Source organism: Parabacteroides sp. APC149_11_2_Y6, assembly GCF_054506995.1.
In genome coordinates this window covers 235,642-256,892 of the sequence record NZ_CP173709.1, presented here as the reverse complement: position 1 = coordinate 256,892, position 21,251 = coordinate 235,642, and the positions used below count along the sequence as shown (strand labels likewise).

The following is a 21,251-nucleotide window of genomic DNA, read 5'->3' as shown; positions in this document are numbered from 1 at the left end:
ATTTTAATTTAAATAATATATACAAATCCATCTTTTATTACTGTATCCACGGCATTCATCCCTACATTATACGGCAGGAATTTATAAGAAGGGTACTTCAAAAGTACCAGGTCCGCTTTTTTACCGACGTCGATGCTTCCTATTTTATCAGCTCGCCCTACAGCGGCTGCACCATTAATAGTCAATGCGGTTAATGCTTCCTCCGGCGTCAGTTTCATCTTAATACAAGCCAAGGAAAACAGCAACGGAATGGAACAACTGAAGCTACTGCCCGGATTGAAATCGGAAGCTAATGCTACTGCACAACCGGCATCTATCATTTCTCTTCCACGGGCAAAAGGTTCATCCAATGAGAAAGCCGTGAGTGGCAACAACGTTGCAATCACTCCGGAGCGGGCCAGTTTCTTAATTCCGGCATCCGAAGCATGCAACAAATGGTCTGCACTTACGGCTTTCAAGCGTGCGGCAAGTTCCGCACCGCCAAACGTAACCATTTCGTCTGCATGCAATTTTAATTTGAAACGATGATGGCGTGCCGCCCTCAGCAGGCGTTCGCTTTGTTCAAGTGAAAAAACACCCTTCTCGCAAAACACATCACAGAAAGTAACCGAACGCTCCATGCGGACATGCGGAAGCATCTCTTCAATTATATGATCTATATACTTATCCGGATGCCCTTCAAATTCCTCCGGGACAGCGTGTGCTCCCAGAAAAGTTGAAACAACATCCAACGGATGCTCATCGTTTAATTCATTCATTACCCGAAGCTGGATGAGTTCGGTTGCCAGTTCCAGGCCATAACCACTTTTCCCTTCTACGGTAGTGACTCCCATATTCATCATTTCATCCAGCCTTTCATAGCCGCTTACGAACAATTCATCATAAAAACTATTCCGGGTTGCCTGTACCGTACTCCGGATTCCTCCGCCACGCTCCATTATGGACATATAGCTATCTCCTTTCAACCGCCAGGAAAATTCTTCCTCCCGGTAGCCTCCGAAAACAAAATGCGTGTGGCTGTCTACAAATCCCGGTATCAAAGCCCGGCCGAATGCATCTATTTCCAGATAGTCGTCTATATTAACCTGTTTTAAGACCTCTTCAGTCGAACCAACATGCGTTATAATACCATCCTTTATCGCAACGGCACCATTCTCTATGATATTTAATTCTGACATTTCCGCTCCTCTTTTAGCAGCAAACCCGGAACAGGTCACCACTTGCGAGGCATTGCGTATTAGTATATTTTCTTCCTCCATACTCATTCCATTATTCTTGCTTCCAATACCTGATTCAATGAGAAATCCTCCAACCCGAGATAATAGGAAGCCGTATCGATAAGCGCCTCCATTGGAACCAATCCGACAATTTCACTGCCAACTACCGGTACACCATAACGACGGGCTTCAATACGTACCAATTCAAAAGCACGGTAAAGAGCGGTACGTGTATAATCCGTCATATTTATAGAAACCTGTACAATTCCACGCTCTTTCAACTCTACTCCCATCGCTTTGCAAAAACGGAGTCCTCCTCCTATAAAACGGATTTTCTTAGCGATACTGTCTGCTATAGCCAGATTATCCGTTCCCAGATTCACATTATAGGCAACCAATGGCATACGAGCACCAATCGCCACAGTACCTGCCGTAGGATGACGTTCTACCGGGCCAAAATCCGGTTTCCATTCCGGCAATTTAATTTTCTCTGCCATCCCTTCAAACTCCCCTTTACGGATAGCTGCCAAATTCTCACGATGAGGAGCCGATGCCGATTTTTCATAGAGAAAAACAGGTAGATTATATAAAGATGCCACCTTTCCGGCAACTTCTTTCGATAAAGCGATAGCCTCTTCCATCGTACATCCTCTAATCGGAATGAAGGGTACCACATCCACAGCTCCCATGCGAGGATGCTGTCCGGTATGTTTCGTCAAATCAATTAATTCCACAGCCTGTCCGATTGCTTCAAGCAAAGCATCCTTCAAAGCTTCCGGTTCGCCAACTACAGTTACTACCAGACGGTTATGGTCGGTGTCATTACTATAATCCAATAGCTTTACACCATTTTTAGCTCGGAACTTATCAATTATCTTTTCTATTTTTTCAAGATCCCGTCCTTCACTGAAATTGGGGACACATTCCATTATTTTACTCCAGGTGCTCATATTTTGTGTTTTAAAGTGGTACTTACTACTTTTTTAATTAGATCTTCTTCCGGTACGAAAGGCATTGTGATATGATAATCTCCGGCATGGCTTTCATTAAACAGATGGCTGGTTTCCATGGCATTCGGGTTACGTGCCCATGAACGGCGCGCCACTCCTCCCATCACGTCCCACAACATAGCCGAACGAAGAATTTCATCCACCCTCCGGCTACCGTCCAATACCATACCGAAGCCTCCGTTTATCGCTTTGCCTATTCCTACGCCACCCCCATTGTGAAGGGCTACCAGGCTCATTCCCCGGGCAGCATTTCCGGCAAAGCATTGCACTGCCATATCTGCCATCACATTGCTGCCGTCATAAATATTTGAGGTTTCGCGGAAAGGAGAATCGGTTCCGCTTACATCATGGTGGTCGCGTCCGAGCATAATCGGACCCACTTCACCATTCCGGACCATTTCGTTAAAACGGAGTGCAATGTTCAACCGCCCTAAAGCATCCTGATACAGGATACGCGCTTGTGTGCCGACTACCAACTGATTCTTTTCCGCATCTTTTATCCAGTTGTAATTATCCATATCCTGTCCACGCCGGTCCGGGTCGATGCAATCCATTGCCGCATGGTCTGTTTTTATCAAATCTTCATGCTTGCCGCTCAGGCATACCCAGCGGAAAGGACCGTATCCATAGTCAAATAATTCAGGCCCCATAATATCCTCGACATAGGAAGGCCAGATAAAGCCGTCTTTCTCATCCACTCCGTTCCGGGATATTTCACGAACGCCTGCATCATAGATTGCTTTCATGAAAGAGTTTCCATAATCAAAGAAATAAGTCCCGCGTGCCACCAGTTTTTTTATTACAGCAAAATGACGTTGCAAAGAAGCATCTACCAACTCACAAAACTTATCTATATTATCTGATAACAATTTTGTCCGTTCCTCAAAAGAGATGCCCACCGGACAATACCCTCCTTCATAAACGGCATGGCATGAGGTCTGGTCGCTCAGCAAATCAATAGGAATAGAATGTGCTTCTGCATATTCCAACAAATCCACCACATTCCCATGGTATGCAATCGATACGGGTTCTTTTGCCTGCATAGCATCTGCAGCCATACGAAACGCTTTTGCCATATTATCTGTTACATGCTGAACCCATCCCTGGGTATAACGGGTTTCTATCCGGGAAGCATCCACCTCTGCGATAAGACATGCGGCTCCGGCTATCACAGCCGCCTTCGGTTGGGCACCACTCATACCGCCTAACCCGGAAGAGACAAATAAATGTCCCCGAAGATCTCTATCCTGGGGTATACCCAGTTTCTTGCGTCCGGCATTCAATAAAGTATTAAATGTTCCATGCACGATACCTTGGGGACCTATATACATCCACCCTCCAGCTGTCATCTGCCCGTAGTTGGCAACCCCCATCTGTGCAGCGATGTGCCAATCCTTATGATTATCGAACATCCCCACCATCATGGAATTAGTAATAATCACACGGGGAGCATCCGGACGCGACTTGAACAGTCCGAGCGGATGACCGGATTCAATCACCAGTGTTTGTTCATTTGTAAGGATTTCAAGATATTTTTTTATAAGACGATATTGCATCCAGTTCTGGCAAACCTGTCCGGTTTCCCCATAAGTAACCAACTCATATGGATAGAGGGCTATATCAAAACAAAGATTATTATCGATCATGACTTGAAAAGCCTTACCCTCTATGCAACTTCCTTTGTATTCGTCGATAGGCTTAGCCTTCAAATCCCCTTCCGGTCTATACCTATAACCATAAATACGCCCCCGGGTAAGAAGTTCTTCCATAAACTCGGGAGCAAGCGTTTCATGAAGTTCTTTGGGGATATAACGAAGGGCGTTCTTCAAAGCAACTTCTGTTTGTGCTGGCGTAAGTGAATAGCCGCGGTCAGGAGCACGGCGGATTCCGGCAATAAAAGAAGGATAAGCCGGCAGTTGTTTATCAAGGAGTACTTCCATAATATAACAATTAAGGTGTTACTTACAATCTGTAAGCTCAAAACGGCTTAACAGGCCAACAAGTTATGAAAATCAGCGACCAAAACAAACTTCCTTTGTATGTTTAGAAGCATAAAGATAGATATACTATTTTCCTTACAAAAACAAAAAAGGATATGCCAATTTTGGACATATCCTTTTTCATATTTATGGAATATTTATTCTTATTTTCCTGTCTCTGCTGCAGCTTTTTTATTAATCTTTTTCTTCTGCAATTCATAGGCAATCGGAGTTGCAATGAAAAGAGTAGCATAAGTACCAATAATAATACCCAACAGGATAGCGAATGTAAAACTACGAATTGTACTACCACCCAGGATAAAGATACACAATACAACTACCAATGTAGTCAATGATGTATTAAATGTACGGGATAAGGTAGAGTTCAATGCATCGTTAATAACCTGATAACGGTCACGCTTCGGATACAAACCTATCGTTTCACGGATACGGTCGAATACAACCACCGTATCATTAATAGAATAACCGATAATCGTCAGGATAGCCGCAATAAACGTCTGGTCTACCTCCATGGAGAAAGGTAATACCTTCCAAAGCAATGTATAGAAAGAAATGATACAAAGCGTTGTCACTGCTACAGAAGCAAAAGCTCCGGCAGAGAAAGAGAAGTCGCGGAAACGAAGCAAGATATAAGCTGCCATACAGAACATTGCAAAAACAACGGCAAGTATCGCACTATTCTTTATATCATCCGCCATACTCGGACCTACTTTCTGGGAACTCTGGATAAACTGGGTCGTAAACTGCTCCAATGTCGTACCTTCCGGCAACTGAGTCTTCAAACCTTCAAACAGTTTGTTTTCAATTTCCTGATCGACTGCCGGATTTGCATCATCTATCTTATAGTTAGTCGATACACGGACCTGATCCGGAGTACCAATCTGGATTACGCTAACCGATCCGGCCAATTGGTCATCCAACAAGTCGCGAACATCATCCGTTTTCACTTCATGGTCAAAACGTATCACATAGTTACGTCCACCCGTAAAGTCGATACCGTTATTCAAACCGATTGTCGACATAGAAATTGCACCCAACACAATAATAACACCCGGAATGATATAACCGATCTTACGAGCAGCAAGGAAGTTGATTTTCGGATTAGTCAGCAAGTCTTTTGTAATCGGAGTAACAAAAGTTACATTCTTCAATTTATCCTTAGCCAGCAATGCTTCATAAACAATACGAGTAAGGAACACAGCTGTTAAGAATGAAGCAAACAGACCGATAATCATTGTAGTTGCGAAACCACGGATAGGACCTGTACCGAAATAGAACAATACGACACCCGTAATAATAGAAGTCAGGTTGGAGTCGAAAATTGCAGAGAAGGCATTTGAATAACCATCTGCAATAGCCTTACCCAAAGACTTACCGGCACGAAGCTCTTCTTTTGTACGTTCATATATCAACACGTTAGCATCGACTGCCATACCCAGCGTCAACACCATACCGGCAATACCCGGCAAAGTGAGCACAGCCTGGAAAGAGGCAAGAATACCCATCGTAAAGAAAATATTCAAAACCAATGCACCGTCAGCAATCAGACCCGGCAGAATGCCATAGAATGCGCACATGTAACACATCAACAGGATCAAAGCCAAAGCAAATGAAATCACACCAGAGCTGATAGCTTCCTGACCCAATGACGGACCAACAACATCTTCCTGTACAATGTGTACGGATGCAGCCATCTTACCGGACTTCAATACGTTTGCCAAGTCCTTCGCTTCTTCAGGAGTGAAGTGACCGGTAATAGAAGAACGTCCACCTGTAATTTCATCGTTTACATTCGGTGCGGAATAAACCATTTCATCCAGCACAATTGCAATCTGACGTCCGATATTATCTTTAGTCAAACGAGCCCATGCTTTTGCGCCTTCTGCATTCATAGCCATACTAACCTGCTGTTCTGAACGTCCGGCCTGCTGAACAAAGTCTGCATTTGCATCAGTTACAACATCTCCGCCCAAAGCCGGTGAACCGTCACGGTTTGTAACTTTAATCGCATATAAATAGAAAAACTGTTCTTTTTCATCGATAGCCTTCACACCCCATTTTAGGGACAGGTTACGAGGAAGAACATCTTTCACCTGCTTCATATTCAGATATTCATTAATCTTGGGAATATCTTTTGTATGAGCGATAGCTATTGCCGAAGTAGGAACTAACTGTCCATTATATTGGTTAAGTTGCAACAAAGCAAACAAGGGATGTTGTTTGGCAAATTCCGCCTGATTTTGAGAAAGCTGTGTATCCGGTTTTTCCTGACCAATCTTAGCCAACAATGAATCTGCTTCATTTGTAGGAACAGAGTCTGTTGTAGTAACAGTTTCTTCTGCAATAACAGTTGTTGAATCTGTTGCATTATCTGATTTCAGAATAGTTGCAAGTATATTATCGGCAGATACCAACTGCTGGTAAATTTCCGGAAGATTATAAGTTTCCCAAAATTCCAGGTTAGCGCTACCCTGTAACAATTTACGAACACGTTCAGGTTCTTTTACACCCGGAAGTTCCACCAGAATACGACCTGCTGTTTCCAAACGCTGGATATTAGGAGAAACCACACCAAAACGGTCAATACGAGTACGAAGTACGTTAAAAGAGTTATCGATTGCGCTTTTCAACTCTTCTTTCAAAATGGCAATTACCTGTGCATCTGTACTCTGCGGAGTAATTTTATCTTTCAACTCAAAAGTACTGAAAATAGCAGATAAGCGAGCACCGCTATCCAACTTCCTGTACTCTTCCGCAAACAGATCGATAAAGTCTTTCTGACTGCCGGCCTGGTGAGCATAAGCTAAATCCAATGCTTTGTTGAAGTTTTCATCCTGGTTATTATTTGAAAGTGAACGAATAACATCAGCCACATCCAATTCCAGAACGACGTTCATACCGCCCTTCAAGTCAAGACCTAAACTAATTTCCATTTCGCGGCACTGCTTAAGCGTATAGCCCAGCCATACCTTTTGAGTAGATAGCGAGTCCAAATAGGCACTCTCTTTTGCCGGATCTCCGTCCGCATACTTAATGGCTTTTCCATTGTAATATCTGGTCACAAATGAGAAGGACAGATAGAACGCACAGACAAGCATAAGTAAGACCGCAAAGACCTTTACAAATCCTTTGTTTTGCATTTGAATCTTATATTTATGTTATTATTCATTTTTTCACAGGGTGCAAATATAGGCTTTTTTTCTTTGTCCAACAGTAATTAGATTAATTATTTGTCACACTCTTAGTTTATTTCAAGTACAATTATTTATCTTTGCTCGTAAAAAAACAAAGCAATAATGACCATGAAACAACTTTTATTATTAACACTATTTATCCCATCCCTTCTTTGGGCTCAAGAAGATTCAAAGTATTTGGCTGGTGCAGTGCCGGAAGAAGACGGTAAAGTCGTGTTCAGCGAACAAATAAATGCTCCTGCACTTTCTAAAGATCAAATTTACGATATAATGCTCGACTGGGCGCAAACACGTTTCAACACTAAAGTTGAACGTGTTGTTTATACAAACAAGGAAGAAGGAGAAATCGCAGTCGTGGGACAAGATTATCTGGTATTCCAAAACCTCGCCTTATCATTAGACCGCAGTTTGATGGATTACAGAGTTATTATCGAATGCAAAGACCATCTTTGTTCCATTAAAATGAACGGTATCCGCTATTCATATAATGTATCTTACCAACGCGATCCCGAGAAATACACAGCAGAAAAATGGATTACCGATGAATATGCCTTAAACAAAAACAAAACAAAACTGTATCGGGGCAACGGCAAATTCCGTAAAAAGACGATCGATTTTGCAGAAAATTTGTTTAAAGAAGCTACTGCTGCATTAGGAGTACAAGCCGTATCTGTTGCACCCAAACAGGAAGTTACAGCAGTGATGCCAGCTACAATAGCAAGCCCGACTCCCGACATCAATAAAACAGCAAGCAAAGAAGGCTATACTAATTTTACTGCAGACAAAGTACCTTCCACATTAGTACAAATGCTACCGGAAAGTAAAATGCAGGTGACTACGGATAAATACCAGACCGTAAAAGAAACTGCTGCCACCTGGAAAGGTGTAGGCAATATGTTCGGCAAATCTGTTACTACGATTTCTATCAATCCGGAAAGTACGGTTTACAAGAATATAGGGAACAATGACCTATATAACATATCCTTCTTCAAGCAAGGAGAAGACAGTGCCTGGATGATTTTCGAATGTCGCAAGGTTGGCGAAACAGACGAAAACGGACAGAAAACATTAATGGGTGAAGTAATCCACGTCTGGGTAAAATAAGAAATTATGAAGAAATTAATTATCCTGTTATTGATCCTGTTCCCTGTGTTGGCGACAGCACAGGGACATAAAGGGGACGTAGATGTATGTGCCCCTATGAAAGATGGCAAAGTATGCTATAGTGATGATGTGGAAGTAGAAAATACGGACCAATTGACATTATTCAATATCATTAATAAATGGGCAAAGAAAAATTATGGTAAAGATGTTTTCATGTCGAACCTTAATTCCAACAAATCTCAAGGAACGATTTCAATCAGTTCGAAAGTTGAATTGCTACTGAATGACACGGATAAGACGATTGTCAAATACAGAATGAAAATATCCTGCCACAAGGATGGTTATTCCATCGAATTGGGGAATATCACCTATCAGTATGACCCGAAAGATGAAAAGAAATTCAAAACTTACCCCGCAGAAGATGTAATTGCAAACAACGGAAAGAGCAACAAAATTGCTTTAATCAAAGACCCGAAACTCTTTTGCAACGCCACATTCTTCTTTGCCGAACAACTATTCGGAAATGTATTCGATGCAGTACAAGAAGCAGTAGACGATTCAGTTGACAAGTGACAAGTGACAGTTGACAGTTATTTCGGCTTTCAGCCGATTTGTAAATCGAGCGCGAAGCATAACTGTCAACTGTCACTTGTCAACTGTCAACTGTTTTTACCCTTCTCTTCCGGTTTAATCAGATTTTTTACAGTTTCACCGATAGGCAGGTTATCCAATACACCTAAACTCGGAGCTACCGTTTTAACCAACTGATTGAGGAAATTACCGGTTGACCCGTTACCACCGTCAAAAACTGTAATATTACCCAGATTAATGCTTTCAAAAGCTTTCACCTGTTCGCCGGCAATTTCTTTCCACTGGTCTACCATCTTATATTGGATAGCGATAGCCGGATTAGATTCCGCAGCTTCCACCATTGCACGGAAACCGTCAGCCTCTGCAAGCAAAGATTTCTTCTTACCATCCGCCTCTGCTTCCAATTTCATACGGATAGATTGCGCCTCCGCTTCTGCCTGCGCAAGCAATGCTTTTGCACGCGCTTCCGCTTCACGGATAGTTTTTTCAGCCACTGCGTCCGCTTGTAAAATAGCTTCCTGTTTAGCAATCTCAGCCGGAACAATCTTCTGGGCTTTCAAAGCAGATTCCACTTTTTTTGCTTTCGCTTCTTCCACTTCCTTTTGAGCTATTTCACGGGCTGTCTGAATAGATGCTTCAGAACGGGCAGCAGCCTCACCGGCTTTCTTGTCTGCATCAGCCTGAGTAACGGCAAGTTCGGAATTTGACAACGCGATATCTTTACCGGCTTCATTCCGTCCGATGGCCGCTTTTTTCTCTGCTTCTGCTTTCTTGATTTCCATGTCAGAATTTAGCTCGGCAATGCGGCTTTCTTTTTCAGTATTTGCCTTTTCTATATTAATATTCTTATCGGCTTCCGCTTTAGCAACTTGCGACTCTTTATCTGCGTTCGCCACTGCAACCTGTGATATACGTTCTTTATCCGCATTTGCAACCGAGATTTCCTGCTGCTTCTTTGTCTCTGCAATGGCGATATCCTGGTCTTTCCGGGTTTCTGCTACTTTTGTTTCACGTTCTTTTATTTGGGTCGCAATCTTAATAGCTCCTAACTTCTCCTGCTCTTCAATATTAGCCTGGGCTTCATTCAACGCCTTGCTTTCCGCTTCTTTTCCCAGATTGACAATATAATTGGCAGCATCACGGATATCACTGATATTGATATTCATCAGATAAAGACCGAATTTACGAAGTTCCGTATCGATATTGTCACGTACTTTCGACAGGAATTTATCACGGTCTGAGTTCAATTCTTCAATTGTCATATCCGCAATTACCAGACGCATTTGCCCATATACCACATCGGTAATCAGGTTTTGTTTATCTTCCGCCTGCAATCCCAACAAACGTTCGGCTGCATTCTGCATAACTTCCGGATCAGTGCTGATTGCTACCGTAATCGTAGTCGGCACATCCACACGGATATTTTGGGCAGACAAAGCTCCGGTCAATTTACAATCAATCTGAAGGGGCTTCATGGAAAGAAATTCATATCCCTGGATTATCGGCCAGACAAAGGCAGCGCCACCATGATAAAGTTTAGCCGACTTTTCCCCTGTAGTCTTACCATATACTACCAGAACCTCATCACTCTTACATTTCCGGTAGCGGGAAAGGATACCGATAAACGATACAATGACCACTACCACCAGGATAGCGACCATAATTAACATCTCTTGTGTCATAGAATTAAGTAGATTAATATTGATTTTTATTGAATATACATTACGCCGGACTCTATTTTACTTATCATTGTTTTATCCCCGGTACGATATTGGGTGTTACCGAGCGAGCGAACTTCAATTTCCCTCAATGCACCATTAATAGCGATTTGTACCACATACCGGTCTTCATCACTATGGGAATAGATGGTACATTCGCGTCCCACCAAAGCTTCCGGTTTTTCCGGCTTATTTTCTTTCTGCAATTGATAAGCCTTTTTATATAAATACCATAGGATAAGAACAAAAACAAGGCCTACCAGGATTCCTGCCGCATACGACATGATATCCGACCCTTTGGATATATACATATACCATCCCATCCCTATGCAAAAATGAGTCAGCCCCTTAAAAGACAAGACACTGCCGATATCCGTATCGACATCGGTATCTATATCCAAATCCCCGAAGAAAATCGACATGATAAACTGTATCAGGAAAATTGCCGTAGCGACAATTGCAACAAAAAGGAATACCGTAGTAGTCATAGCCATTAAATTAGATTTTGGCTACAAGATAGAAAAAAAACGGATTAGCGCATAGAAAAAAGCGTCCAACCTAAATAATATCTATTTGTATGCCATATAACAGGGCAAGCCCGGCATAGCCGATTTCTTTTTATCAAAATGACAAAAAGACAAAATACCCTGTTGATATGCGAGTTATATGGATGCAGACGCGGGAGGGGTTGCAAGCAGGCGATTCTCGCGGGGTTAAGGTTTGTCAGTTTGTAGAAATAGAAGGCAAAGCATTTACTAATTGATATAGGATGAAAATTGATTTATTAGGCACGGATTTCACGGATAACACGGATTAATGTGGATTTATCTTTATTAATCCGTGTTATCCGTGAAATCCGTGCCTAATCATATTGTTATTTTTTTTATGGAATAATAATCTATTTATCATCCAAGCACAGTTTGGTTTTCTTGCCATTCCAGAACCGCTCCCCCGCCCAATATCATCCAAAAACAAAACATATATGCTTTGAAATCGAAACATATATGTTTTAAAGTTAAAATATAGGTGTTTTGCCGCGCAGATTATTGGATTTTTATGCGCAGATAGTTGGAATTAGTACCGCTACTAATTGAAATTACCCTCCGAGTAAATGGAAAAAGGTGCCCGATCCGGTACAAAAAGCTCCGGTTTAGCGTTAAAAAAGGCTCAATTCCTCCTGAAATGCATTTTATACATAGATGCAGAGTTACCACAAAGGGCCTAATTCAATCAAAATAACACATAATGGAGAAAAAGCCGACATTATGTAAAAAAAGACCATCCGGATATACCGGACAGTCCACAACCCGAAAGGAAAAAGATTCTATTTATAAATCTCCTTCTTCTGAATAGGATTTGTTATATTCAAATGGGTCCTCACTGCCCAAAAAACTATCAATCTCCTGCTCTGTAATTTTTGTCCGCTTGTAAAGATGATCGCGTGCAGCTTTCAACATATCCAAGTCCATCTTCATACATAACATATAGATCCGGATCTCGCCTCCTACAAAATATTCGAGCTGAGGAATTTCCATCATTGCTTTTACTCCTTTATGAGCATTTCCTTTATAACTGGAAATGCTTCCCTTATCCAGGAAACGGGAAAATAAAGCAGCTTTCTTTTGGTAAAACTCATCATATTGAATATAGAAGTTAGTCCGTATGGCATAAATACCATTTATCAAATGTTGCAAATCCAAATCATCGAAATTTTTCCAGATCTCAAAACTTTGAGAAAAGGTTTTTTCTACGGAATTTTCTTTTATACTTAAGGATGGAGAAGCGAAACAAGTTAGAAACTCATTTAAAGTATCTTTGCTCATCCGGTTCAGATTATCCGGATAAGATTCATTCACGGCTCTAAAGATGGAATCAATGTGTTCTATCTTTTTGCAATGGTCTTCCATTGCTTTAATCGAAGTGTTAATATCACTGATGGTTAATAGCTTAATTTTGTAAGCCATTTCCTGCCTGCTTCTATATTCCAACCAGGAAGAAGAACCGAATGTAACAATGATACCAAGCAATGCTCCAAGAAAATTCACAAGCAAAGAACTCCACCAGTTACGTGAAGGAACGATCTGTTTCAACTGCATACAAACTTAATTTATGCCGACATTCATATACGGCAGAGTTATGTTTATTATTTGTTTATTCCATTTCCAGATAACACCACATCGGATAGTGATCCGAATAACGAATCTTATCAATCGTACAGTTCATCGGTTTCATATTCGAAGAATGAAGGATATTATCGATGCGGAACCAGAAGAAGTTTTCATTATAGGTAACACCTATCCCGCGTCCCGACGCAGCAAACGCATCCACCAATGGCCCTTGTATCGTACGGTGGGCATACGAAATCGGCGTATCGTTAAAGTCGCCGCAAACAAGGATATAGTCGGAGTCTGCTTTTCGGATTTCTTCAGCTACTGCTTCGGCTTGTTTCGCACGGACACGGAAAGCCGGTCCTAACTTTTGCTCGATAGAGCCGCGAAGCCCGTCGAACGTTTCCGAATTAATATTCTTAATAAAAGCGGAATAATGGCTACGGTCTTCCGTTGTCAGCTTAAATGATTCCAAATGGTTATTTACCAGGGTCAATGTTTTACCTTTTATATTTACCCGGTGTACGGAAGAACCGTTAAACTTGCTATCATACTTTATTTTGCGGGATTTGGACAATGGGTATTTGGATAAAACCGCCACATTGAATTTCAGGTCGCCGGAAGTTCCAACCGGAATCACGGAACGATACTTATACATCGAAAAAGCCTTATTCAATTTTTCCATCGTAAGAAAATTCCGGGATTTGCCTACTGCATATTCCTGAAGGCAAACAATATCCGCACCGGAATTGGCGATATATTGAACTATCGGATTGGGAGAATCCCCTGTGTGGTCCTTATACCCGAATCCCATGACATTATAGGTCAACACTTTCAACACATTTTCTTTAGGAATCTCTTCCACCCTGTCGTGAAATGGGAAATAATGCCTTACTGGTTTCTGGCATATCAGAAAAGACAGCAATCCGACCAGGACAAACCGCCATTCCCAAAGGAACAGCCAATAAATAACAAATAGTAGATTCAATGTGCAGAAAACCGGAAATCCAAGGCCCAGATAAGAAAATAAAACACTTTTTTCCGGAGACACACGATCTGAAAAAGCTGATGCGATAAACAGCAAAATTACTATTACATTGGCTATGCCGAAAATAGACTTGAATAGTATCTTTACAGCTTTAAACCCCTCATTCATTTTTTACTGGCATCAAATAATTTTTTCTTTTCATCAGCAGATAAACTCTCGTAGCCGGACCGTTTCAGCTTGTCCAGTATTGCGTCGATATCCACATTTGCCTGATGCTTGCGGGCATTATATTCATAGTCGGTCTCCGGACGTTTATAAGTAACACGCATCTTTGGTTTTCTTTTCCCTAAATTTACCGCCCAGTCTATGATCCGGTTCATCGGTGCCGTCAAATCTTTTCCTTCTTTGATACGCATGGCAAACCATATGCCAAACAAAGCACCGCCAATATGTGCAATATGCCCGCCGGCATTCTCCGAAGTAATAGCCAGTAAATCTATCACAAAAGTGAACAACGCCAGATAAATCAATTTAACTCTGCCTATCAAGAAAAGCAGTATCTCCTGATCCTTCCGGTAAAAAGAAACGGCAAAAACAACTGCCATCACAGAAGCAGAAGCTCCCATCAGATAACTATTGGCAGCCACACTACTAAAATACGGGAATATGTTATAAGATACAATAAACAGTAATCCTCCGGCTATTCCCCCCAATACATATAAACCTCCCAACTGCCGCTCGCTGAAATAAGAGAGAAACAGTCCTCCGAACCAATACAACCAAAGCATATTAAATAAGATATGCAGAAAATCATAATGGGTAAACATGTAAGTAATAATTGTCCAGGGATGATACAGCAACTCTTCCGGAGAAGAAGGCATTTGCAAATATTGCAAATAAGGGAACCAACTCAGATTAAACAACTTCAGGATTACTGCAGCAAGCCTGATAAGAATAAATAGCCCTACATTTATATATATAAGTTTCGCCAGAATATTTCCCGAACGAAACATCTGTTTCATATTAATAAAAATATCTCCCATTGTTTGAGTCTTTCTTTTTCCAATACCGAACTAAGAAATAACCGAATATCATACCACCCAAGTGAGCGAAATGCGCCACCGAGTCGCCGCTATAATTGGCAACTCCCATAAACAATTCGGCTAATCCGTAAAATACAACAAAATATTTAGCTTTAATAGGAATCGGTATAAACATCAAATAAAGCGGTACATTCGGGAATAACATGGCAAATGCCAACAAAATACCGAATACGGAACCGGATGCCCCAATTGTTATCAGATAGTTCAAAGAAGGATCATTGGCAATGAGCTGTCCCAATGTGACACCGTTGGCACTGGCAAAAGAATGAACCGAATAAAGCCATACCAACTCCTGAGTGATACCGGCACCAATACCGGTAATTAAATAGAAAGTAAGAAAACGCTTTGGCCCCCAGACATTTTCCAGTACCCGCCCGAACATATATACCCCGAACATATTGAAGAATACATGCGTAAAGGAATGGGTATCATGCATAAACATATAAGTAATCAACTGGAACGGGTAAAAATCTTTGGCCCCCGGAAAATGCAATCCCAACAATTGAACCAAATCGATGCCCACTTTAGGCAGAACCAGGCTTGCCAGCCAAAATAAAAGATTAATAATGATAAGGTTTTTCGTAACCATCGGGATACTGTTCAAAAATCCCGAATTATTTTGATTCATCATATGTCTTACTAATTTAAGCACAAAGGTATATATATTTTGGCAGTTTCCTGTAAAATCATCATTAAAACATAGTAAATCAAGAAAAAAAACAGTTTTTTCCTTTGTCGTATATCAAATAAAAACTACATTTGGCACCAATAATCAGACTATCACTATAATTGTTTAATATATTAACTAACAAACCATCATGAACAAAACAGAATTTATTAATGCCGTATCAGAAAAGGCCGGTTTAAGTAAAGTTGACGCAAAAAAAGCAGTAGAAGCATTCGTTGAAACAGTTGGCGAAGAAATGAAAGCTGGCGGTAAAGTAGCACTGTTAGGTTTTGGAACTTTTTCTGTAACAGAAAAAGCTGCTCGCAAAGGTGTTAACCCGAAAACTAAAGCTACCATTGAAATCCCTGCTCGCAAAGCGGTTAAATTCAAACCGGGAGCTGAATTAGCAGAAATCGTTAAGTAAAAACCGTTTACTTACCCAATAAAAAAGGCGTCTTGAGTTACAAGGTGCCTTTTTTATTGGGTAAGAATGACATTATCAATTCATAGTTATGATTTTTCCAATTCATAACTATGATTTTATAAAACCATAACTATGAGCTCTTCTATACAAAACGATTTTATGGTTTTTACAAAATAAACGCGTACCTTTGCGTCCAAAATAAAAATCCGTATATAGTATTACAGATATGGTTATTGAACAACAGATTACCGGTGCAATCATTGCCGGAATTAAAGAATTGTATGGGGCAGATGTTACTGCCAACCAAATACAGCTGCAAAAGACAAAGAAAGAATTTAAAGGTCACCTCACTCTGGTAGTTTTTCCATTCCTTCGCATGTCCAAAAAATCTCCGGAACAGACTGCACAGGAAATCGGAGAATATCTGCAAAAAAATGAACCGGCGATTGCTTCATTCAACGTAATCAAAGGGTTCCTGAATCTGACAATCGATTGCTCTTGCTGGATCGACCTGCTGAACAATATAAACGGGCAGCCTACATACGGTATTGTTCCCGTAACAGAACAATCGCCTCTGGTTATGATTGAGTATTCTTCCCCGAATACAAACAAGCCTCTACACTTAGGTCATGTCCGTAATAATCTGCTTGGTTTCAGTTTATCGGAAATTATGAAAGCAAACGGAAACAAAGTTGTCAAAACCAACATTGTAAACGACCGTGGCATCCATATCTGCAAATCCATGCTGGCATGGCAAAAATGGGGAAACGGGGTAACTCCTGAAACTTCGGGCAAAAAGGGCGACCACCTGATTGGTGATTTCTACGTTTTATTCAGCAATAAGCTGAAAGAAGAAACAGCCGCTCTTGAAGCACAGGGCATGACAAAAGAAGAAGCTGAAGCAGCCTCGCCTTTAATGGCAGAGGCCCGTGAAATGCTACGTAAATGGGAAGCCGGAGACACTGAAGTACGTGCCCTTTGGGAAATGATGAACAACTGGGTATACGCCGGCTTTGACGAAACCTATAAAAAGATGGGGGTTGATTTCGATAAGATTTATTACGAATCACAAACCTATCTGGAAGGTAAAGGAAAAGTGCTGGAAGGACTGGATAAAGGTATCTTCTACCGCCGTGAAGACGGTTCTGTCTGGGCCGACCTGACAGGGGAGGGACTGGATGAAAAACTGTTACTCCGTGCAGATGGTACTTCTGTTTATATGACACAGGATATAGGTACGGCAAAATTACGTTTTGACGACTATCCCATCAATAAAATGATTTATGTGGTTGGAAATGAGCAGAACTACCATTTCCAGGTACTATCAATCCTATTGGATAAATTAGGTTTTGAGTTCGGAAAGGGATTAGTCCATTTCTCTTATGGCATGGTAGAACTTCCGGAAGGAAAAATGAAAAGCCGTGAAGGAACAGTTGTCGATGCAGACGACCTGATGGAAGAAATGGTTAATACAGCGCGTGAAATCTCACAAGAACTGGGAAAACTGGATGAGATGACACAGGAAGAGGCTGAAAATATCGCTCGAATCGTTGGATTAGGCTCCCTGAAATATTTTATCCTGAAAGTAGATCCCCGCAAAAACATGACTTTCAATCCGAAAGAGTCTATCGACTTCAACGGAAACACAGGTCCTTTCATCCAATATACCTATGCCCGTATCCGTTCCGTACTACGCAAAGCGGCAGAACAGGGTATCGTACTTCCGGAACAGTTGCCGACAACTACCGGAATCTCAGAGAAAGAAGAATCTTTAATTCAGATGATTGCAGATTATGCATCCATCGTACGTGAGGCAGGAAAAGAATACAGCCCGGCCTACATAGCCAACTATATTTATGATTTGGTAAAAGAATACAACCAATTCTACCACGATTTTTCTATTCTGCGTGAAGAAAACGAGGAGTTAAAGAAATTCCGCCTTGTTTTATCTGCAAATGTAGCAAAGATTGTTAAGTCGGGTATGTCGCTTCTGGGCATTGAAGTTCCGGAAAGGATGTAACGAAAAATTATTCCATAACAAATAGAAAACCATACACATTACAGGCTCTCCTTCGATTTCAGAAATATGAAATTACGGAGAGCCTTACTTTTTAGTATTTACCTCAAGAAAATAAAGGACTCACTTATAATCCTGTAACCGGCATTCTTAGTATATTTGCAACATAATTTACAGGATTCCGAAAAATGAATGAAACCATATTAAACGGTTTATTAAATCTGTTTGCCATTTTCGCTTCTGTCGTCCGGATAGAAGAAAAACAGGCAAGCCGCGCTGTCCATTCCTATCTTTCCAGTCATTTCGGTGTTCGTTCCCACAAAGAATATATTGAATTATACACAGAACTACGGGGTATGTATGACGATTCCCTCTTTCCTATCGACAAGGAAGATGTAATCCGAAACATATGCGAGCAAATGAAAATCAAGTTAAGAGCGGAAGAACAGTTGCTTCTCCTAATCCGCTTTGTCGAGTTTGCCCATACCAACAGTGATGAATTTAAGAACCATCTGAATCTGTTCCATCTCGTAGCCGATATCTTTTCTATCTCGCAGGAAGAGTTCAATGAAACAATGGATTTCGTTACAGGAACATCCGCCTCATCTTCTATACTCACAATCAGCGAAGAAGAAAATATTACGGAAAACCATATCATACGTAAAGGCATGGAAGGCTCTATACGTGTCTGGTATATCCGCCGCTTCGACAAACTGATTTTCACCTATCATGGCAACGGACTCGTATTCATGAACGATATTCCGCTTTCTTCGGATATGTTCTATGCCTGGCAACGAAGCAGTGTATTAAAAGGCCCTCTGTTCCTGCCTGTTTACTATAGTGATTTACTCTCCGTCTTTTATAAAAAAGAAAAGAAAGAAACGATTACCCTTTCCGGCAGGAATATCGATTTCACTTTCAAAAACAGCCACAATGGGCTTCATAACTTTTCTTTCAATCTGGAATCCGGGCAACTGGTTGCTATTATGGGAGGCAGCGGAGTCGGAAAATCAACTCTTTTAGGCATCTTAAACGGGACAATTCTTCCGGACAAAGGGAGCTTAACGATAAACGGACATCCGCTTAACTCGCCTGAAGCACGCCAACTGATCGGCTTTGTACCTCAGGACGATTTATTGATAGAAGAACTTACCGTATACCAGAATTTATGGTTTACAGCACGCCTTTGTTTTGCCAATCTCTCTGAACAGGAAATTGACCAACGTGTAAAAACCGTACTTTGCGAACTGGATTTGGAAGAAATAAAAGACCTGGAAGTAGGCTCTCCTATCCGTAAAACAATTAGTGGCGGACAGAGAAAGCGCCTGAACATTGCCCAGGAACTTATTCGCGAACCGGCCATTCTCTATCTTGACGAACCGACATCCGGATTATCTTCTACAGACTCGGAAAAAGTGATTATGTTACTGAAAGAACAGACTCACCGGGGGAAGCTGGTTATTGTGAATATCCACCAGCCCTCTTCCGAAATTTATAAATTATTCGACAGACTCTGGTTATTGGACCGCGGGGGGTATCCCATTTACGACGGCAATCCTATAGAAGCGATTACCTACTTTAAACATGCGGCCAAATATACCGACGAAGATATAAGCGTTTGCAGTACATGCGGGAATGTAAACCCGGAACTTATACTGAATATCATCGACTCGAAAAAAATCGATGATTCGGGAAATCTGACCAATATCCGCAAATTCACTCCGGAAGAATGGCATGAGAAATATATTTCATCCCGTCCGGATTACCGGTTAACTATAGAAAAAGAGCTTCCCGAAAATAATCAAAAGAAACCGTCGTGGCTAAAACAATTTTTCATTTTCCTGGAACGGAATGTCCGGACTAAAATAGTAAACCGGCAATATCTGTTGATTGTCCTTTTGGAAGCACCTCTGCTGGCCTTGATCGTTGCACTTCTTACCCGATTTACCGATGATGGAGGGTATACTTTATTAGGAAATAAGAATTTTGTTTCTTACATTTTCATGTCTGTGATTGTTGCCACATTCATGGGACTTAGTATCAGCGCCGAGGAAATTATAAAAGACAGGACTATACTGAAAAGGGAGAAATTCCTCCGGTTAAGCAGGAGCAGTTACCTTACTTCCAAGATAATTTATCTTTTCGCCATCTCCGGCATCCAAACATTGCTGTTTATTGCGGTTGGTAATTCTATTATACAGGTTGGCGCTGGGATGTTCTTTATCTGGTGGAGTGTTTTATGGGCTATTTCATTTTTAGCCAATCTTACAGGATTGATTTTATCTCAATCCATGAATTCCGTAGTTGCCATTTATATAACAATCCCTCTATTATTAATTCCACAAATCCTTTTATGTGGATTAGTTATCAAATTTGATGACCTGAACACCAAGGCTGCCGACGAAAATATCGTGCCGCTTATCGGTGAAGTGATTCCGTCTCGTTGGGCTTTTGAAGCGCTAATGGTCGAACAATTCAGGGACAATGAATATAATAAGATATTCTTCCTTATAGACAAGGAAAAATATCTGGCACAGTATTATGAAAATATCCATGCCCCGGAAGTCCGCCATTTGGCTGAAGAATTACAGACTAAAGATAATCCGGACATACGGAAAACGGTTGAAAACGAACTTGCCGCATTAAGTCGTGCTGCCCGTATTGCACCCAGAAAAGAAAATGAGTCTTATCTCTCTTACTTGGATAAAGTAGACAAAGCTTTGCATATCCGGGCACGTAACTTTACAGCACTATCGGAACAAACAGTTGAAAATATTGATAATGAGCACGGCAAGGAATGGCTTGTTAATTTAAAGAAAAATAATCATAATTCCGCAATCGAGGACCTTGTGATGGGTACAGGTAACCCACATCTGTTTAAAGAAGCCAATCATCGCATTTACCCTGCAATCGGACAGATTTACATAAAACCTGACAATCAATGGGGAAGAGCCGCCTTCTACAGCCATGAAAAAAATATAGGAGGAATCTATTTTTCTACCTATATATTTAATTTATTGGTTATCGGATTCTTTGCATTATTAGCGATTATCGCTATATTCGCAGAGTTTCCGGGACGTATCCTCAAAAGAGACGAATAAAAAATAGAA

Annotated in this window: 15 protein-coding genes; 5 read left to right on the top strand and 10 right to left on the bottom strand. The window is 41.1% G+C overall.

The annotated features are described in order from the left end of the window. Positions 1 to 8: 8 nt before the first annotated feature. The 4 genes from hutI to secDF all read right to left on the bottom strand — a co-directional run bounded on the left by hutI (position 9) and on the right by secDF (position 7,367). Complete coding sequence (hutI, locus tag ACGE0T_RS01020) at positions 9 to 1,259, bottom strand: imidazolonepropionase (protein ID WP_459188712.1); 1,251 nt, start codon at positions 1,257 to 1,259, stop codon at positions 9 to 11. 2 nt (positions 1,260 to 1,261) lie between these two features. Next, complete coding sequence (gene ftcD, locus ACGE0T_RS01015; RefSeq protein WP_459188711.1) at positions 1,262 to 2,167, bottom strand: glutamate formimidoyltransferase; 906 nt, start codon at positions 2,165 to 2,167, stop codon at positions 1,262 to 1,264. After that, positions 2,164 to 4,167 (bottom strand): urocanate hydratase, encoded by a 2,004-nt coding sequence (locus ACGE0T_RS01010; protein ID WP_459188710.1) that lies wholly within the window; start codon positions 4,165 to 4,167, stop codon positions 2,164 to 2,166. Before ACGE0T_RS01010 ends, ftcD begins: the two co-directional genes overlap by 4 nt. 203 nt (positions 4,168 to 4,370) lie before the next feature. Then, positions 4,371 to 7,367 carry a protein translocase subunit SecDF gene (secDF, locus tag ACGE0T_RS01005; RefSeq protein WP_459188709.1) on the bottom strand — a complete coding sequence of 999 codons (2,997 nt, stop codon included), beginning with the start codon at positions 7,365 to 7,367 and terminating at the stop codon, positions 4,371 to 4,373. 162 nt (positions 7,368 to 7,529) lie between these two features. On the opposite strand from secDF, the gene ACGE0T_RS01000 reads away from it, so the two are divergent. Together ACGE0T_RS01000 and ACGE0T_RS00995 are read left to right on the top strand one after the other, a co-directional pair. After that, positions 7,530 to 8,525 (top strand): DUF4468 domain-containing protein, encoded by a 996-nt coding sequence (locus tag ACGE0T_RS01000; protein ID WP_459188708.1) that lies wholly within the window; start codon positions 7,530 to 7,532, stop codon positions 8,523 to 8,525. Between the two features lie 6 nt (positions 8,526 to 8,531). Beyond that, positions 8,532 to 9,098: a DUF4468 domain-containing protein gene (locus ACGE0T_RS00995; RefSeq protein WP_459188707.1), complete on the top strand. Its 567-nt coding sequence runs from the start codon at positions 8,532 to 8,534 to the stop codon at positions 9,096 to 9,098. A gap of 86 nt (positions 9,099 to 9,184) precedes the next feature. Here ACGE0T_RS00995 and ACGE0T_RS00990 read toward each other — a convergent pair whose 3' ends face one another. The 6 genes from ACGE0T_RS00990 to ACGE0T_RS00965 form a co-directional block, all read right to left on the bottom strand. Continuing rightward, on the bottom strand, positions 9,185 to 10,798 hold the full coding sequence (locus ACGE0T_RS00990; protein ID WP_459188706.1) for a flotillin family protein: 1,614 nt from the start codon (positions 10,796 to 10,798) through the stop codon (positions 9,185 to 9,187). 26 nt (positions 10,799 to 10,824) lie between these two features. After that, the gene (locus tag ACGE0T_RS00985) at positions 10,825 to 11,322 is read right to left on the bottom strand and encodes a hypothetical protein (RefSeq protein WP_459190391.1); all 498 of its coding nucleotides are present in this window, start codon (positions 11,320 to 11,322) and stop codon (positions 10,825 to 10,827) included. Positions 11,323 to 12,162: 840 nt separating this feature from the next. Continuing rightward, positions 12,163 to 12,930, bottom strand: a complete 768-nt coding sequence (locus ACGE0T_RS00980) for a hypothetical protein (RefSeq protein WP_459188705.1) — start codon at positions 12,928 to 12,930, stop codon at positions 12,163 to 12,165. A 55-nt stretch (positions 12,931 to 12,985) separates the two neighbouring features. Beyond that, entirely contained in the window at positions 12,986 to 14,098 is a 1,113-nt protein-coding gene (locus ACGE0T_RS00975) for an endonuclease/exonuclease/phosphatase family protein (RefSeq protein WP_459188704.1), read from the bottom strand. After that, complete coding sequence (locus ACGE0T_RS00970; RefSeq protein WP_459188703.1) at positions 14,095 to 14,973, bottom strand: rhomboid family intramembrane serine protease; 879 nt, start codon at positions 14,971 to 14,973, stop codon at positions 14,095 to 14,097. The genes ACGE0T_RS00975 and ACGE0T_RS00970 overlap by 4 nt, the downstream gene beginning before the upstream one ends. Further along, positions 14,954 to 15,664: a rhomboid family intramembrane serine protease gene (locus ACGE0T_RS00965; RefSeq protein ID WP_459188702.1), complete on the bottom strand. Its 711-nt coding sequence runs from the start codon at positions 15,662 to 15,664 to the stop codon at positions 14,954 to 14,956. Before ACGE0T_RS00965 ends, ACGE0T_RS00970 begins: the two co-directional genes overlap by 20 nt. Before the next feature lie 187 nt (positions 15,665 to 15,851). Here ACGE0T_RS00965 and ACGE0T_RS00960 point away from each other — a divergent pair, with 187 nt between their 5' ends. The 3 genes from ACGE0T_RS00960 (at position 15,852) to ACGE0T_RS00950 (ending at position 21,242) form a co-directional block, all read left to right on the top strand. Then, positions 15,852 to 16,124: an HU family DNA-binding protein gene (locus tag ACGE0T_RS00960; RefSeq protein WP_459188701.1), complete on the top strand. Its 273-nt coding sequence runs from the start codon at positions 15,852 to 15,854 to the stop codon at positions 16,122 to 16,124. A 226-nt stretch (positions 16,125 to 16,350) separates the two neighbouring features. Continuing rightward, a complete protein-coding gene (gene argS, locus ACGE0T_RS00955) occupies positions 16,351 to 18,144 on the top strand; it encodes an arginine--tRNA ligase (protein ID WP_459188700.1) in 1,794 nt (597 codons plus the stop codon). Between the two features lie 185 nt (positions 18,145 to 18,329). Then, a complete protein-coding gene (locus tag ACGE0T_RS00950) occupies positions 18,330 to 21,242 on the top strand; it encodes an ATP-binding cassette domain-containing protein (protein ID WP_459188699.1) in 2,913 nt (970 codons plus the stop codon). Positions 21,243 to 21,251 lie beyond the last annotated feature (9 nt).

Bases quoted from the DNA above. Each gene is read 5' to 3' on its own strand.
- hutI (WP_459188712.1), bottom strand. From the start codon at position 1,259: ATGGAGGAAGAAAATATACTAATACGCAATGCCTCGCAAGTGGTGACC.
- ftcD (WP_459188711.1), bottom strand. From the start codon at position 2,167: ATGAGCACCTGGAGTAAAATAATGGAATGTGTCCCCAATTTCAGTGAA.
- ACGE0T_RS01010 (WP_459188710.1), bottom strand. From the start codon at position 4,167: ATGGAAGTACTCCTTGATAAACAACTGCCGGCTTATCCTTCTTTTATT.
- secDF (WP_459188709.1), bottom strand. From the start codon at position 7,367: ATGCAAAACAAAGGATTTGTAAAGGTCTTTGCGGTCTTACTTATGCTT.
- ACGE0T_RS01000 (WP_459188708.1), top strand. From the start codon at position 7,530: ATGAAACAACTTTTATTATTAACACTATTTATCCCATCCCTTCTTTGG.
- ACGE0T_RS00995 (WP_459188707.1), top strand. From the start codon at position 8,532: ATGAAGAAATTAATTATCCTGTTATTGATCCTGTTCCCTGTGTTGGCG.
- ACGE0T_RS00990 (WP_459188706.1), bottom strand. From the start codon at position 10,798: ATGACACAAGAGATGTTAATTATGGTCGCTATCCTGGTGGTAGTGGTC.
- ACGE0T_RS00985 (WP_459190391.1), bottom strand. From the start codon at position 11,322: ATGACTACTACGGTATTCCTTTTTGTTGCAATTGTCGCTACGGCAATT.
- ACGE0T_RS00980 (WP_459188705.1), bottom strand. From the start codon at position 12,930: ATGCAGTTGAAACAGATCGTTCCTTCACGTAACTGGTGGAGTTCTTTG.
- ACGE0T_RS00975 (WP_459188704.1), bottom strand. From the start codon at position 14,098: ATGAATGAGGGGTTTAAAGCTGTAAAGATACTATTCAAGTCTATTTTC.
- ACGE0T_RS00970 (WP_459188703.1), bottom strand. From the start codon at position 14,973: ATGGGAGATATTTTTATTAATATGAAACAGATGTTTCGTTCGGGAAAT.
- ACGE0T_RS00965 (WP_459188702.1), bottom strand. From the start codon at position 15,664: ATGATGAATCAAAATAATTCGGGATTTTTGAACAGTATCCCGATGGTT.
- ACGE0T_RS00960 (WP_459188701.1), top strand. From the start codon at position 15,852: ATGAACAAAACAGAATTTATTAATGCCGTATCAGAAAAGGCCGGTTTA.
- argS (WP_459188700.1), top strand. From the start codon at position 16,351: ATGGTTATTGAACAACAGATTACCGGTGCAATCATTGCCGGAATTAAA.
- ACGE0T_RS00950 (WP_459188699.1), top strand. From the start codon at position 18,330: ATGAATGAAACCATATTAAACGGTTTATTAAATCTGTTTGCCATTTTC.